The organism is Neobacillus sp. MER 74 (genome assembly GCF_023714155.1).
This window is the reverse complement of record NZ_JAMAUV010000028.1, coordinates 1-14,798: the sequence shown is the minus strand read 5'-3', so window position 1 is coordinate 14,798 and position 14,798 is coordinate 1. Positions and strand designations below refer to the sequence as shown.

Here is a 14,798-nt window from a genome sequence, read left to right as displayed (position 1 = left end):
TTAAATATTCAAGCATCATTTCCTGATAATTGGTGTCAGGCACTACTATATCTCAATTTAACTATAAAATTTGGAATCCCATTTTTGTGTGTAAATCTGATATAGTTGTCTTTATGATGGAATGGAAAGGAATTTTGATATTATGAAATGTATTTCAATTGATTTAGACGGTACATTATTAAACTCGCAGCATGAAATTTCTGTGGAGAATGAAAAAGTTTTAAACGAATTAAAGGCTCAAGGTCACTGCCTTATTTTGAATACAGGACGGGCTTACGCAGATGTCATTAAATTAAAAGCTGTTCAAAATATGGAGATTCCGATCTTTTGTATCAACGGGTCTGTTTTATATTCAGAAACTAGAGAATTAATGTATGAGGCTGTCTTACCTATTTCAACCTACAAAAATATTTTGGAGAAACTGAAAGGACTAGGTGTGGGCATTCTTGTTTACACGAATTATGGAGGTTTTCCTTCCACATTGCCGCCATTACACGGCAAAAGTAAACAGGAGTTGGATGAACTTTTTCAAACATTTAATTATGATACAATTCTTGAAAAAGACAATCTAAAAATCTATAAACTTATTGCTTTGGTCCATCCTGATCAAGTAGAAGAAATTGAAAAAGTTAAAACCGCTTTAGAAGGGAAATTTGATATTTCTATGGCTTCTTCTTTTCCAAACAATGTGGAAATGACCTCGAGTGAAGCCCATAAGGGAAAAGCATTATTACGATACCAGCAAATGATGAATCTTTCTTTTGAGGAAATTATTGCCTTTGGTGACGGCGGTAATGACCTTGCCCAGTTTGAAGTCGCAACCACGTCTGTTGCAATGGGGAACGCCCCTGCCCTTGTTCAACAAAAAGCCGATATTATCACAAAAACTAATGACGAAGATGGTTTTTCCTATGCTGTTCGCGAACTCTTACAGTTATTAAATGCTAAAGAAACAATCTTATGATGAAAGATTTCACTTTATCATTGGATTTTGCACAATTTGTCGGTTAATTTTCTTACCATCTGTTAGACTTGTTCAGTCATTTAACATAGTGGAAAGCATACCCTTCTTACTAAAGGAGGGATTTTTTTTGAACAGAGAATTCGCAAATAAAACGTCATCCAGATCTTCTGGTATTTTTGGACTTATTTTTTGTTTTATTGGAATTGGATTCATGTTTATTAACGTATTAGTTGGATCAATTATCGTTATTATTGCCCTCGTCATATTTCTTATAATGTATTTCTTTGGCAATGACACCACGGTTATTTGTCATGAAAAAGGGTTTACTGTCACCATCGCGAACCAAAGAAAAGGGACATTTGTTAATGAGTATACCTGGGAAGACGTAACGGACACCCTTTATTATGAGAAAGAATCGGCAGGTGAAAATAATACCACCACATGTTATTTTCAAGTAAAAACAGAAAAGGGCATCGCCTTTAATGTATATCAGATGAAAAACTTCCATGAACTTATTGAACTCTTTAACCAAAATACACCCCACCTTGCATACTTTTGGGAAAAACCAACAGGCATACTCAAAACTAGCTATCAAAAACAAACACGTGTCCCAAATCATTAGGAAAAGGTGTCAGGCGCCATGTGAAATATTCACATGGTGCCTGACACCTTTATATTTTCAGACAGTAAAATGCATTAGTGGTGGTATGAGAAGAGCACCCCAAATTAAGGTAATTAATGCTGCGAAGATCATGGCAAGGGATGAGAAGGTTGCTTCTTGTTTCCCGTATTCAAACGCTTTGTTTGTCCCTGCTCCATGGGCACCCATGCCTAATGCAAGGCCTTTGGCGATGGGTGTTTTAATGGATAGCCCTTTGATCACCGATGGCCCAACAATGCTGCCAATAATCCCAGTTAAAATGACGAAAACCGTTGTTAAGGTTGGCAGACCGCCAATTTCTTTTGAAACCTCAATGGCAATCGGCGTTGTAATCGACCTTGGAAGCATCGATGTGATAAAGTCATATTTTAAGTGAAACAATTTCGACAAACCAAATGTAGAAAAAATCGCCACAAGAGAGCCAGAGGTGATGCTAATGATAATTGTACCCACATATTTTTTAATAATCTTTAAGTGTTTATAAATCGGTACAGCAAATGCAACTGTTGCTGGTCCCAATAAATGTGACAGCCATTTTGTATCCTCTAGGTATTGATTGGCTGAGACATGCGTTACGGAAATCAATATAATTAATAAAATAGGGGCCAGTAATAAAGGATGGAAAAGGAACAGGCTCCATTTTGAATGAACCTTCTTCGAAAGTCGGTAGACAAGAAATGTTACAATCGTAAATAAAAACATCATCAATGCTGCTCACTCCTTTTCCTACCCGTTATTCTTTCAGCAATTAGTGCGGTAATTCCCATAACAATAATCGTACTAATCCCTATCAAACCGACGATTTCTGCCCCTTCAACACTAAGTATTTCATCATAATTGACAATTCCCACCGCTGATGGGACAAAGAAAAGCAACAGCTCGGCTAACAGCCAATTTGCTCCTTTTTCCACCCATTCCAATTTGATTATTTTGATATAGAGCGCGAGAAATAGAAGGCACAGTCCGAACATAGACGCAGGAATAGGAAGTGGAATTACCTCTTTCAGTGACGCGCCGAGAAATAAGAATACATGTAAAAATAATACCTGTAAGATGATAACTCCAAGTTTCATCGAAAAAATCCCTCCATAATGCAAAAAAGGAGCTAATAAACTCCTTTTCATTCCGAAATTAACTATAGTGTATATCGTACGCTGATTTCCGTCATTCGTAAAATACATATATCGAATAGTTTGCATAACTTAAAGTTATAATGGATCTTTTAAGATAAAATCAATGAAGGTTCGACCCGCGTTAGAGATATAGCGGTCTTTCTTGGTTAGAACCGCAAGCCTCCATAAAATCGGTTGTTCAAGGTCGATAATCCTAATATCTGGGTTAAATGCCCGGTTACAAATAGATTGTGGAAGAATCGTAATTCCGAGGTTGGCAGCTACCATTTCTGTCATCAAGTCCCACTGAGAACTCATAAATAAGATATTGGGTTCAAAACCGGCAGCAATGAAATGATTCCTCATAATTTGATTAAGAGCAAATTCCTCGTGGTAAAAAATAAACTCCTCATTCCTTAATTCCTTAATATCGACTACATTATGCCTTGCTAAATGATGTTCTTTGTAAACCAGCAGCTTCATTTCTTCTTCCACGATGGGGTACACATCAAATTGCTGTTCATCAATAGGGAGAACTGCTATACCTAGCTCGAACTCTCCTTCCTCGACACTTTTTACCACTCTTGCTCCACCATACTCAGTAATATTCAGTCCTATATTTGGATAGGAATGATGAAACTTCGCGATTACCCTTGGAAAAAATAAACTGCCTATAAAAGGTGGCAGCCCAATATCGATCTGCCCTCTAGACAGGTTCGTTATATCATTTAAGGTTGTTTTCATTTCAGATAGGAGTCCAGCTATTCTCTGCGCATATTCTAAAACAATTCTTCCTGCATCAGTTAGGTCACTCGTCTTATTGGTCCGAATAATCAACGTCATCCCTAGCTCTTCTTCTAACGCCCGGATTGACTTACTAATGGCTGGCTGTGAGAGATGCATGCTTTCTGCCGCTTTTGTTATACTTTTATGCTTAGCCACTTCCATGAATAATTGTAATTGCCTTAATTCCAACACTTCCACCTCTGAATATTTTAATATTATTATTAAACACATGGCTGCTTTAAACTTGTATGTTGATTTCCATTCCAGGCACTTCGCTTTCCGCAGGCGTGCCGGGGAGCCTCCTCGTCACTTTGCTCCTGCGGGGTCTCCCCTGCCCCGTATCCTGCAGGAGTCTTCGTGCCCTCCACTCCAATCAACAGAATGCTGATCAGATTAACCTTTAACATAGACAAACACAAAAAAGACCCTCATAAGAGAGTCTTTTATTATTTAGGTTCAATTATGCTTTACGAACGTTAGTAGCTTGTGGTCCACGTTGACCTTGTTCTACTTCAAATGTAACTGCTTGACCTTCGTCTAAAGTTTTGAAACCTTCGCTTTGGATAGCTGAGAAGTGTACGAATACATCGTCTCCTGCTTCGCGTTCGATGAATCCGAAACCTTTTTCTGCATTAAACCATTTTACTTTACCTTGTTCCATTGTTGTTTCCTCCTCGTGTGCTTAGCACACATTGTGTTACTATCCTTGCTCAGTTCTTTAAGACAGAAAGTTTAGCACTTATTATCCTACAACTAACAAAAATAATTCTTCTTAACTATAACAGAAAAATGACAGGAATGCAAATAGTTATTTTCGAGGAAGAGTGTTTTTGTATGTTATAAGAAACTTTCAGTTTTGTTTTTTACACGAATCGTTGTAAAATTCTTCACATTGACGATGATTCCAGTAATGATGATCGTAACCAAAACTGGCAGGAACCATCCGAGCCCATTGTGATAAAAAGGCAAGAATTGATCATAAAACGAAACAATCTTCGCAAGCCAGCCGAAATATTCAATCCCAAGCAGATCGCAGAGAGTTTTAAAACCATCTATGGTACTAATCATAAAGGTGACAATAATGACAGCTGCATAAACAATTCGTGAATGGTTAAATAGTTTCGACAAAAATGTCAGCAGCATTAACGCAATCGCCAAAGGGTATAGCAACATTAATACCGGAATGGAAAAATTAATGATATTCGATAACCCAAAGTTAGCAATCACAAATGAAACGACTGAAAAAAACAACACCCACATTTTGTAACTGACTTTAGGAAGAAGCGTATGGAAGTATTCGCCGCACGCTGACATTAAGCCAATGCTCGTAGTCAGACAAGCGAGCAGGATAATAACTGACAACATCACCGTTCCGATTGATCCAAAATAATAGGTAGATGCCTTCCCTAAAACAGGACCTCCTGTTTCAAACAACCCGAATGCATTTGTGCTCGTCGCCCCTAGATAAGCAACACCTACATAAATAATCCCAAGAAAAATCGTTGCAATTAACCCAGATTTAGCTGAAGCTAATAGGATTCCTCGAGTGGTGGTAACACCCATTGAACGAATCGAATTGATAACGATAATTCCAAATACAAGTGATGCAAGAGCATCCATTGTGTTATAACCTTCCATAAATCCTTTCATAAATGCACCGTTAGCATAAGCCGCTTGTGGCGCTTCGATAGAACCAAGCGGTTTGACAATGACCATAACTAATAAGATAAAAATTAGTACAATGATCGCAGGAGAAAGAATTTTGCCGACCCGATCGACTAACTTGGCTGGGTTTAAAGAAAACCATAATGTCACAATAAAAAAGAGCAATGTGAATACAAATAAGCCAACTTGTCCATAACTTTTGCTAATAAACGGGGCTATCCCGATATCGTAGGCAACTGCACCTGTCCTTGGTGCAGCAAAAAATGGCCCAATCGTTAAATAAAGAACAGAAGTAAATATAACCCCATAGAGCGGGTGGACACGGCTTGCCAGTTCCTCTAAGTTTTTACTTCCTGAGAACCCCATTGCGAGAATCCCTAAAAAAGGAAGCCCAATGCCAGTCATTAAAAAACCAGTAATGGCCATCCAAACATTAGAACCTGCATTCTGACCAAGTGCCGCAGGAAAAATTAAATTTCCAGCCCCGAAAAACAGGGCAAATAACATGACACCTATAACGAAATACCTTGAAAATGGTAATTTATTCTGCATTTTATTACTCCTACCTAAATTGTTTCTATGTTTAGTTTTTATATAGTCCGAGAATTATATTACTATCCTTACAAATTAATATCAACCTATTTTTAAGATTTATTAGATAATTTCGACAGGAATAAAATACCATTATAAAACGAATTTACTTGATTTTTCAAAACAAGAAAAAGATGTCAAATGATTCTAACCAATTTTGAAGTTCTATTCTGAGATAACAAATATTCACAATTAAGAAAACAAAAAGACCTTTATCCACTTGTCGGCAAAGGTCTGTTTGATATATCTCTAGCATTTATGGAGTTCCTGTAACAAATTTATGAATCAACTTTTGTCCAGTCTCGTTTTCTGTGTATAAAAATGATACTTGTTTACCTTCATTAAGCTGCGATAATTGCTTGATAGCTTCCTCTGTTAGCTGAAAGGCTACCTTTTTGCCCTTGATATCAATTTCAATTGAATGGGGATCTATTTGACCAACAAGCACTCCGCTCCCTTTGCTAAACGAATTATTAACAATTAAGTCGGTCACAACTTTGGCTCCCTCTTCTTTTGCTGTTAAGAATACCTCAATTTGATAGCGGCCATTAGGAAGATCCGAAATCGTAAATTTCTTAGCAATTTCTTGATTACTTCCTAACGCTAATATCTTAATCGCTTGCGTTGACATAACCTCATCGGAATACTGTTTGATTTTCTTCCCATGTATATCGTAAACAATATAATCTGCCTCTAATCCGCTAGGAAACGTTAGCTTTTGGGATTTGTCTGAAAGATTTTTAACCTTGTACTTAATAATCATTGAATTGTTCACAGACTTCGTTTCGATCGTAGGATGAAATTTAGCAGCTATCTCATATTCTTCTGGGGTTTCAGTCTTCGTCCCTTCTGCACTCCCCTTAGGAACAGAATTTGTTCCACACCCTGCTATAAGCCCAATCACCAATGTTGAACAAAGAATAGAAAACCATTTAATGTTTCGCATTTTTCCTCTCCTTTTCAAAAAGCAATTTGGTGGTCTTAGCCATATAGTCGCCGAAAAGGAGAACAAAGTTACATCTTTACTAAATATTTTAAGTTCGACAATTTCCATTAAAACCAAAAAAATTGCCATAAATATAGGATACCCCCCTACATCTACAGCAATTTTTTTAGAATATGTGTTTTATTTCGACTTCAATTCCTCTAATAAAGGAAAAAGTTCTTCTAAATGTTTAATCTCAAACGTAGGAATAACTTCATTTCTCGCTTTGTCATGTCGGTTTATCCAGACTGTCTTGATTCCTGCTCGATTCGCACCAAGAATATCGGTCATCAGATTATCCCCTACCATAATGACCTCATCCTTATCAACCGACAATAACTCAAGTGCGTGTTCAAAAATGGCCGGGTCCGGTTTCCCTCTGCCAAAATCCCCCGATATAACAATGTGGTCAAAATAGGGAACAAGTTCCGGTGTGATCTCTAATTTTGTTTTTTGAAGATCTGGTGAACCATTGGTTAATAATAGCAGTTGGTAATTTCCTTTCAACCTATCTAGAATTTTAAAAGATTCCTCATATACAAAAGGTAATTTCCTGCGTTCCTGAGGAAATCGTTCTGCCAGTTCCAATCCAAAATCAGCATCTTCTACGCCCAAAGCTTTCAAGCCTGCTGTCCAAGCATCTTTCCGGTAGGAAGGAACCATTTCCTTCATCCTTCTAAAGTCATCTTGATCATCTAAAAAATTCCCCCACAATCCTTCAAACGGATTGATGCCAATCATTTGCGTGAAAGAGTAAAATTCATAGCCGGCATAAATACTTCTCGCAGCTTCGCGAACAGCCTCTTCTAGCTGATCCACATTAAGCCCATACCTCTCCTCTGCCACTTTACACGTAGCAACAAAAGCTTCCTTAACACTTTTTTGATCCCAAAGCAGTGTATCATCTAAATCAAAAAAAATAGCTTTAACCATCGTAATCTTCCCCTTGTCCAAGATATATTTTACTAGTTTACCATTTTACAAATAAAAAATATATCATTCTGAATTTTTTATTATTTTATTTTAAAAGGGAAGGTTTCCGATTTTTAGGAGGATATTGTCAATACATTGTTTTTGGATGTTGTTTCGTGAAGGGCAGGGTCCACGGTCACATTATTTCCGACAACGATTAAATGGACGTCCGGATCCTTTGAGACAAGGATGACACCTTTCTTAATCACTGTTTGGCTGCCTATGACCGCATATTCAATCCAAGCGTTCTCTTCAACAATGGTATTAGGCAGGATAACAGCATTCTTGATTCGCGCCCCCTTTCCAACCTTCACCCCGCTAAACACAACAGACTTTTCGATAGTCCCGTATATTTCACAGCCTTCACTTAGTAAACTTTGCTGAGCCTTTGCGGATTGATCCAAATATAAAGGGTCCGCATTATGTTCGACCGTATGGATTTTCCACTCCGGATTTTGCAGAAAAATGTTTGTCTCCTTATTTAAAAGATCTAAATTAGCATCCCAAAAACTCCGAACGGTCCCCACATCTTTCCAATAGTTGTTGAAATAATAGGCATAGAGCCCTCGTCCATCACACAGCATTGAAGGAATGATATCCTTACCAAAATCTCGATTTGTAATTTCTTTTTGCTCCTCTTGCAGCAAGTATTCTTTTAACACTGGCCATTTGAAAATATAAATACCCATTGATGCCAAATTCGTCGTCGGATGTTCTGGTTTTTCTTCAAAATCGATAATTTTATAGCTTTCCTTCTCCATTTTTATGAGACCAAGGCGGCCGGCGTATTCCCACGGAACTTCAACAACAGCGATCGTACAATCCGCGTTCGTTTCAATATGCTGTTCAAGCATCAAAGAATAATCCATTTTATAGATTTGGTCTGCAGAAAGAATCAGAACATGCTCTGGCTTTTGCTGCTCGATAAATTCAATATTTTGAAAAACAGCATGGGAAGTTCCTTCATACCATTCTACTCCAGAGTTATTGCGTTGAAATGGTGGGAGAATCGTCAGGCCCCCATGACGATTATACAAGTTCCAATAGCTGCAATGAACAAGATGTGAATGCAGCACGTAGGGTCTGTATTGTGTTAAAATTCCTACAGTTTCAATTCCGGAGTTCTTGCAATTACTTAAGGCAAAATCAATGATGCGGTACTTCCCACCAAAGGGGACTGCTGGTTTAACTAGTGATTTTGTCAGCAGGTTTAACCTTGTACCCTTCCCGCCAGCCAATAACAAAGCAATCCATTTTTGTTTTTTCATTGTTACCCTCCTCGAAAATTAGTTCCTAACATGTGCACATCTATAACATCTTCCTCTACTTTTATTATCTCCGTTTTCTTCCAGTTTCCCGGTGAACCTGTTACAGCTTTGTGAAAGTGACCAACTTTTTTATCGACACCAAAAGTAAGTAAACTCAAATATTAGCTAGTATTGTCGTAATTTTAAATACCGAATATTGCCCATAACAAAAAAACTACCATTTCCTGGCGATTACCTCGACATTGAAATGACAGTTCTTTTTATATATGCTCTTAATTTAAGATCCGTTTCTCTCCTTCAATTGCTTTGATCGGATCAATATTCTGGGTAAATTCAAGCGTGCCGATATAGTTTCCGTTCACATCACGAACCGCAAAGTAGCGAATATAAACATATTTATCCTTGAACTTAATCCAAAAATCTTCACAGTCCTTTTTGCCAGACTTAAAGTCTGCCAACAATGCCTCTACAACATGGACACTTCTTGGCGGATGACAGTTTTGGACAGTTCGGCCAATGACCGCTTTCGTCCGAGCAAATATTCTTTCCTTCCCGTGCGAGAAATAACGGACCACATCATCCTGATCAATAAATGTGATATCCACTGGTAAATGGTTTAATAACAACTCCAGCTGCTTTAAGGAGAGAATCCCGGTTTCCATCTTAATATACCCTTCAGAGATGGCCTTTTCTTCCAAGGCCTTTCTCTCCGGCCTCCAAACCTCAGCAGAATCGATCAGGCAAAAACCAATTTCATCACTTTCATGGGCAATTTTAACCCATTCATCTTCCGTAAAATTATTTATGGCCATCGGGAAAAGGATGTTCTCTTCCTTATAAATCATCCCTGCTACTTCTTGAATGACATAATTTACAACGGCAATAATAGCTTCCTTATCCCCTTGATAATTAACAAGTTTCTGCCTGCAATCCTTAATCGCGTCCCGAATGAAATCATCAATTCTCCACATATTGGTGGTTGGACCGAAAATCCCGTACTTTTCTAAATAGGGAAAAATCAAATTCTCTTTACGGCTATAATGCTTTTCAATATCCAGCAATCGATTGATATCTTCCATTAGTTTGTAAATATTCTCTGTAGAATCTTCCTTCATAAATTCCTCCAAATGGACCTGAAGCTTCTTCGATAACAATTTATCTATTTCTTGATTCTCACGCTTAAAAGTATGAACGGGATGCCCAGGCTGTTCTTCTAATCTTCCGTTTTGGGTTCCATCTTCCACAATCGCTCCTTGAAAAATAGCTGAATGCTGATGATAGAGATGTTGTAGTTCTTTCGCAGAAATACTTCCCTCTTCGACAAAATCATGTTGGAGCTGTGTAATCTCTTCAATGGTTATTTTTCCAATCAATGCATCAAAGTGGGCTTTAACCTCGTCCAAGTTTCTTCCTTGATGAAGATCGACAAACAGTTGTTTTAATATACTTAAGCGTTCTGAATTTGATTTAGTCAGTTGTTCACGATTATTAATGATTTCACTCATAATAGGATTCTCCTTCATTGTGGCAAAATACTTTTGATATTTGTTCTCATTAGTAACTTACCACTTCCGAAAATCCTTGTTAGTGATTCACATCATTAGTAACAACCAAATTGTGAAAACTTTAGGAACGAACTTTTGACAGAATAGTTATTTCGTGTTATATTTATTTTGAATTAAAGATAAATTAATTCAAGATAATATTCCTTAAATTGATAGAAGATACTAAAACAATAAATGTAAATTTCGAGGTATAGGAGGAACGACAATGAATGGTTTAAAAGGTATACATCACGTAACCGCGATTACAAGCAGTGCGGAAAAAAACTATGAATTTTTCACATATGTATTAGGGATGCGCTTAGTCAAGAAAACAGTTAACCAGGATGATATTCAAACCTATCATTTATTCTTTGCTGATGATGTTGGCAGTGCAGGAACCGATATGACCTTTTTCGATTTTCCAGGGATTCCGAAAGGAGTTCATGGGACCAACGAAATTTCCAAAACATCCTTCCGTGTCCCAAGTGACGCGGCGATTGAGTATTGGGTGAAACGTTTTGATCGTTTAGGGGTAAAGCATACAGGGATTAAAGAACAATTCGGTAAAAAAACCCTGTCGTTTGTGGATTTTGATGACCAGCATTATCAATTGATTTCAGATGAAAATAATCAAGGGATTGCAGCAGGTACCCCATGGCAAAAAGGGCCTATACCATTAGATTATGCCATTACAGGATTGGGTCCGATCTTAGTTCGTGTCGCAAATTTCGACTACTTTAAAGAAATGATGGAAAAAGTACTCCTCTTTAAAGAAATAGCAAATGAAGGTTCATTTCATTTATTTGAAGTGGGTGAAGGCGGAAATGGTGCACAAGTGGTTGTCGAGTATAATGCGATCCTCCCTCAAGCCCGCCAAGGCTTCGGGACCGTCCATCATGCGGCTTTCCGTGTCGAAGATCGGTCTGTCTTAGAAGAATGGATTGGACACATGGAAAGCTTCGGCTTCCAAACGTCAGGGTTCGTTGATCGTTTCTTCTTCGGTTCCTTATATGCAAGAGTGGCACCACAAATACTGTTTGAGTTTGCAACCGACGGTCCAGGGTTTATGGGCGACGAGCCTTACGAAACATTAGGCGAAAAATTATCTTTACCGCCATTCTTAGAACCCAAACGGGCACAAATTGAGAGTATGGTTCGTCCAATTGATACGACTAGAAGTACCAAGGAATTCATTAAAGAATAAAACAAAGAGCGAGGCAATGATGCCCCGCTCTTTGTTCATTTAAAAACTTATGAAATCGTTTCTTTTTTCAATTCTTTTTCTAATTGTGCAACGCGCGCATCAATTGTACTGCGATAAAATGAGCTGTTTACTTGGTGCTCTAAGCGGTCAAGATAGTTTTCGATTTCCTTAAACTTTGAGTATGATTTATCAGAGTATGAATGGGAATCGAGCACCTGGTTAATTTGAAGATTCGCGCGAGTCACATTTTCTCTGCCCATTAATTCCATTCTGCGAAGATGCATATCTTTCACCTTATGCTTCATTTCCTCATATTTTCTTTCTAAATCACTTAACTGCCCATTAACTTGTTCTAGGGAAGTACGTAAACGATTTGCTCGATCGGTATATTGCTGCTGCTCGGAGGCGGCGAACTGATATAACTCATTTTCCCCTGCTTTTGACGCAATTTCGGCTTGATATGTTCTTTTTTCTGCTAACTCTTCTGCATGCTGTAATTCTCTTTGGAATTCATCTTTCAAGATATACTGGCGCTCCAACAACTTTCGCACCTTTTCGGTCTCTTGTTCACATTGGCGAAGGTATTGATTAAGAAGAGCAATTGGATTTTTCTTCTCCTTGTGATCAATCGCCTCATGCAAATCTGCTGTAATCGTGTTTTTAATTCTTGTAAATAAGTTTGTCATCTTATTCTCTCCTTTTTTGTTTTTATTTCTTTAATTCATTCCATTGCTTTTCAAAATTAATGAATGGATCTGATTCCTCTTTTTCAAAAATCACTTTGCTGCTATTCCATTTTTTGTAGACTAGGTACAGCACATAAGCAGCTCCAACACCAATGATGGCAGGAATATTGTGTAGAGAAGCGATCAGGACAATCCCCCCGATAATCGCTAAGCCAATTTTCCAACCAATTGATTCTGTTTTTAGGAACTTTTTGTAGATGAAATATAACAGGACTGCACTTACAATCAGACCTAGCATCGGACCAATTGTTGAAAGCAGGGCGATTGCTGCAACCCCACCTGCTAAAAGTAAACCGAATTTTTTCATTTTGTTTTCCTCCTTTGTTTATCTTGATATCATCTTACCTTTTTTCCTTAGTAATCATAATTGCGCCTAAGCTTGATTTTTCACTCGGTCCCAAGACGTAGAAAGGGTCAGTCCTTTACAACATTATGTCGCGAAGGACTGACCCTTATTATTTTCAGCTTTATTAATAAGCCTTTTTCCATTCCATAACCACTTTTCCTTGTTTAGATAGACCCCGCCAAGCCACCAATCACGTTCTATTAACTCAAACCGGCTTTTTTGTATATCTAGACCATTAGAAGTTAACCTAAGTTGGGCTAAGGGTACTGGGTTCTCATAGTTAGGAAGTGGATTATCACATTCCAACAATGGGTATGGCCCCTTCATCAACTCGTTTAGCATAGCTGCAAAATATAGATCACTTATTCCATCGTTACTTCTTTTTTGAGTAATAGCGTGGAATAATTCAATAAAGGAGCTAGGATTTTTATCAAGATTTTTAATCACGAAGGTTTCTACCTCATTTAGACCTGTATGTATTGAAGGAAAGAAGCTTAAATGAGATCGTAATGCTTGTTTTAAAAAAGGTAATTTTTGTTTTGAGGCTGCAATCCATGTTTCAATCTCCGCGGGATTCTTTGAGGTATATGCCTTCCAGCCCGTAATTGCCTCTTTTATTTGCTCATCTGAAATAGGTTGTATCTTTTTATGAAAAAGTTCTTCCATTTGATTTGAAGCTAATTGCCCAAGGCCATAAAATGGCTCTTCCCCATCATACTCATTGATGGTCACCATTGATAAGTTCTTCAATTCATTTTTTGATAGTTCATTGAGCAAAAACATTAACATCGTTTGATCATATCGATCGTGCTCAAACCAGAGAACAATTTCTGTTTCCTTTGGAATCTCAGAAAGAAATCGATTTTGGTCTTTACAATTCTGGATGAATAGCGCAGCTGGAATCGCCAATTTTTGTTCAAAAAAATAGGCTCGACGACTAATCCAATTTTCACCGGTAATGTCATGGGAGAGTGGACCAAAATCATACATTTCCCGCCAAACCAGAACATCTCCTGGAAGATTTCTAATCTTATTCCCCACCACATCCCCATTCACAATATGTATCATAGTAAGACCTCCGTTGTGACTAGCATAAATCTATTTTAGCATGGAAATACATATATCCTTCTAATTTATGAATGGACCTGTATGTTGCTAAGAAGGGATTGCATATTCGTGATAGCCTATGCATATCGTTTTAAGACGGGAAAAGGAGTGATGATATGCTTAGTATCGAAGCAACCAAAAAAATTGAGAGTATTGCCCATCCAAAAGTCCAAAACATCGTTAGAACTTGTGTGGAACAAGGATGTCAATTCAAGCCACATCCAAATAATCCTAACTTAGTTAATTTATTTGACCCTGTTCGCAGGAAAAATATCATTGGAGATTTAAATCTTTTAAGTGAAAGAGGCTATTTTACTTTGGAAGTGGATAATGGACGTTTTAAGACATTCCGAAATGAAGTGTTGGGATTGGATATCGATCGTGATGATTTTGAATATAAGGTATTACGGCGATTAAGGCGATAATTATAATGTAACTGACCGAAAAGGACAATGAAATTTAACTCATTGCCCTTTTTTACTTATATGAGGAAAAAGCATGAAAAACAAAAAAGACAACCTTTTTCAGATTGTCCTTTTCGTGCCTGGCAACGTCCTACTCTCACAGGGACGCGTGTCCCAACTACCATCGGCGCTGAGAAGCTTAACTTCCGTGTTCGGTATGGGAACGGGTGTGACCTTCTCGCCATTGCTGCCAGACTATAAAATTTGAGGCTTCATTCCCTCAAAACTAGATAATGCTGAAGAAGTTTGTAAACTTGAGTTCACCTTAAAATTAGGATAAGTCCTCGAACGATTAGTATCAGTCAGCTCCACATGTTACCACGCTTCCACCTCTGACCTATCAACCTGATCATCTTTCAGGGTTCTTACTAGCTTGCGCTATG

The 14,798-nt window shown here is 37.9% G+C and carries 17 protein-coding genes and 2 rRNA genes; 4 read left to right on the top strand and 15 right to left on the bottom strand.

The window, feature by feature from the left end; translation table 11 throughout:
• Nucleotides 1-142 precede the first annotated feature (142 nt).
• The gene (locus M3610_RS24525; protein ID WP_251463213.1) at nucleotides 143-964 is read left to right on the top strand and encodes an HAD family hydrolase; all 822 of its coding nucleotides are present in this window, start codon (nucleotides 143-145) and stop codon (nucleotides 962-964) included.
• 127 nt (nucleotides 965-1,091) lie between these two features.
• Nucleotides 1,092-1,586, top strand: coding sequence for an SdpI family protein (locus M3610_RS24520; protein ID WP_251463212.1), 495 nt, complete (start codon nucleotides 1,092-1,094; stop codon nucleotides 1,584-1,586).
• A 57-nt stretch (nucleotides 1,587-1,643) separates the two neighbouring features.
• On the opposite strand, the gene M3610_RS24515 is transcribed toward M3610_RS24520, so the two are convergent.
• The 10 genes from M3610_RS24515 to M3610_RS24470 all read right to left on the bottom strand — a co-directional run bounded on the left by M3610_RS24515 (nucleotide 1,644) and on the right by M3610_RS24470 (nucleotide 10,509).
• Nucleotides 1,644-2,330, bottom strand: a complete 687-nt coding sequence (locus tag M3610_RS24515) for an LrgB family protein (RefSeq protein ID WP_098576495.1) — start codon at nucleotides 2,328-2,330, stop codon at nucleotides 1,644-1,646.
• A complete protein-coding gene (locus M3610_RS24510) occupies nucleotides 2,330-2,698 on the bottom strand; it encodes a CidA/LrgA family protein (RefSeq protein ID WP_251463211.1) in 369 nt (122 codons plus the stop codon). The genes M3610_RS24515 and M3610_RS24510 overlap by 1 nt, the downstream gene beginning before the upstream one ends.
• Before the next feature lie 135 nt (nucleotides 2,699-2,833).
• On the bottom strand, nucleotides 2,834-3,712 hold the full coding sequence (locus M3610_RS24505) for a LysR family transcriptional regulator (RefSeq protein ID WP_285851472.1): 879 nt from the start codon (nucleotides 3,710-3,712) through the stop codon (nucleotides 2,834-2,836).
• Nucleotides 3,713-3,744: 32 nt separating this feature from the next.
• A complete protein-coding gene (locus M3610_RS24500) occupies nucleotides 3,745-3,930 on the bottom strand; it encodes a hypothetical protein (protein WP_251463209.1) in 186 nt (61 codons plus the stop codon).
• A 53-nt stretch (nucleotides 3,931-3,983) separates the two neighbouring features.
• On the bottom strand, nucleotides 3,984-4,184 hold the full coding sequence (locus tag M3610_RS24495; RefSeq protein WP_026568674.1) for a cold-shock protein: 201 nt from the start codon (nucleotides 4,182-4,184) through the stop codon (nucleotides 3,984-3,986).
• A gap of 176 nt (nucleotides 4,185-4,360) precedes the next feature.
• Nucleotides 4,361-5,740, bottom strand: a complete 1,380-nt coding sequence (brnQ, locus tag M3610_RS24490; protein ID WP_251463208.1) for a branched-chain amino acid transport system II carrier protein — start codon at nucleotides 5,738-5,740, stop codon at nucleotides 4,361-4,363.
• Between the two features lie 295 nt (nucleotides 5,741-6,035).
• Nucleotides 6,036-6,725 (bottom strand): BsuPI-related putative proteinase inhibitor, encoded by a 690-nt coding sequence (locus tag M3610_RS24485; RefSeq protein ID WP_251463207.1) that lies wholly within the window; start codon nucleotides 6,723-6,725, stop codon nucleotides 6,036-6,038.
• Nucleotides 6,726-6,905: 180 nt separating this feature from the next.
• Nucleotides 6,906-7,697, bottom strand: coding sequence for an HAD family hydrolase (locus M3610_RS24480; protein WP_251463206.1), 792 nt, complete (start codon nucleotides 7,695-7,697; stop codon nucleotides 6,906-6,908).
• 113 nt (nucleotides 7,698-7,810) lie between these two features.
• Nucleotides 7,811-9,004: a glucose-1-phosphate adenylyltransferase gene (locus M3610_RS24475; protein WP_251463205.1), complete on the bottom strand. Its 1,194-nt coding sequence runs from the start codon at nucleotides 9,002-9,004 to the stop codon at nucleotides 7,811-7,813.
• 272 nt (nucleotides 9,005-9,276) lie between these two features.
• Nucleotides 9,277-10,509 carry a DUF438 domain-containing protein gene (locus M3610_RS24470; RefSeq protein ID WP_251463204.1) on the bottom strand — a complete coding sequence of 411 codons (1,233 nt, stop codon included), beginning with the start codon at nucleotides 10,507-10,509 and terminating at the stop codon, nucleotides 9,277-9,279.
• A gap of 265 nt (nucleotides 10,510-10,774) precedes the next feature.
• On the opposite strand from M3610_RS24470, the gene M3610_RS24465 reads away from it, so the two are divergent.
• Nucleotides 10,775-11,752, top strand: a complete 978-nt coding sequence (locus M3610_RS24465) for a ring-cleaving dioxygenase (RefSeq protein ID WP_251463203.1) — start codon at nucleotides 10,775-10,777, stop codon at nucleotides 11,750-11,752.
• Between the two features lie 47 nt (nucleotides 11,753-11,799).
• Here the strand turns inward: M3610_RS24465 and M3610_RS24460 are convergent, their stop codons facing one another.
• The 3 genes from M3610_RS24460 to M3610_RS24450 all read right to left on the bottom strand — a co-directional run bounded on the left by M3610_RS24460 (nucleotide 11,800) and on the right by M3610_RS24450 (nucleotide 13,912).
• Nucleotides 11,800-12,438 (bottom strand): PspA/IM30 family protein, encoded by a 639-nt coding sequence (locus tag M3610_RS24460; protein ID WP_251463202.1) that lies wholly within the window; start codon nucleotides 12,436-12,438, stop codon nucleotides 11,800-11,802.
• 22 nt (nucleotides 12,439-12,460) lie between these two features.
• Entirely contained in the window at nucleotides 12,461-12,805 is a 345-nt protein-coding gene (locus M3610_RS24455) for a lmo0954 family membrane protein (protein WP_251463201.1), read from the bottom strand.
• A 123-nt stretch (nucleotides 12,806-12,928) separates the two neighbouring features.
• Nucleotides 12,929-13,912, bottom strand: a complete 984-nt coding sequence (locus M3610_RS24450; protein WP_251463200.1) for a DUF1835 domain-containing protein — start codon at nucleotides 13,910-13,912, stop codon at nucleotides 12,929-12,931.
• Between the two features lie 155 nt (nucleotides 13,913-14,067).
• Here M3610_RS24450 and M3610_RS24445 point away from each other — a divergent pair, with 155 nt between their 5' ends.
• Nucleotides 14,068-14,376 (top strand): hypothetical protein, encoded by a 309-nt coding sequence (locus M3610_RS24445; RefSeq protein WP_251463199.1) that lies wholly within the window; start codon nucleotides 14,068-14,070, stop codon nucleotides 14,374-14,376.
• A gap of 117 nt (nucleotides 14,377-14,493) precedes the next feature.
• Here M3610_RS24445 and rrf read toward each other — a convergent pair.
• Nucleotides 14,494-14,610 (bottom strand): 5S ribosomal RNA (gene rrf / locus M3610_RS24440).
• A 77-nt stretch (nucleotides 14,611-14,687) separates the two neighbouring features.
• Nucleotides 14,688-14,798 (bottom strand): 23S ribosomal RNA (locus tag M3610_RS24435); the annotation flags it as partial.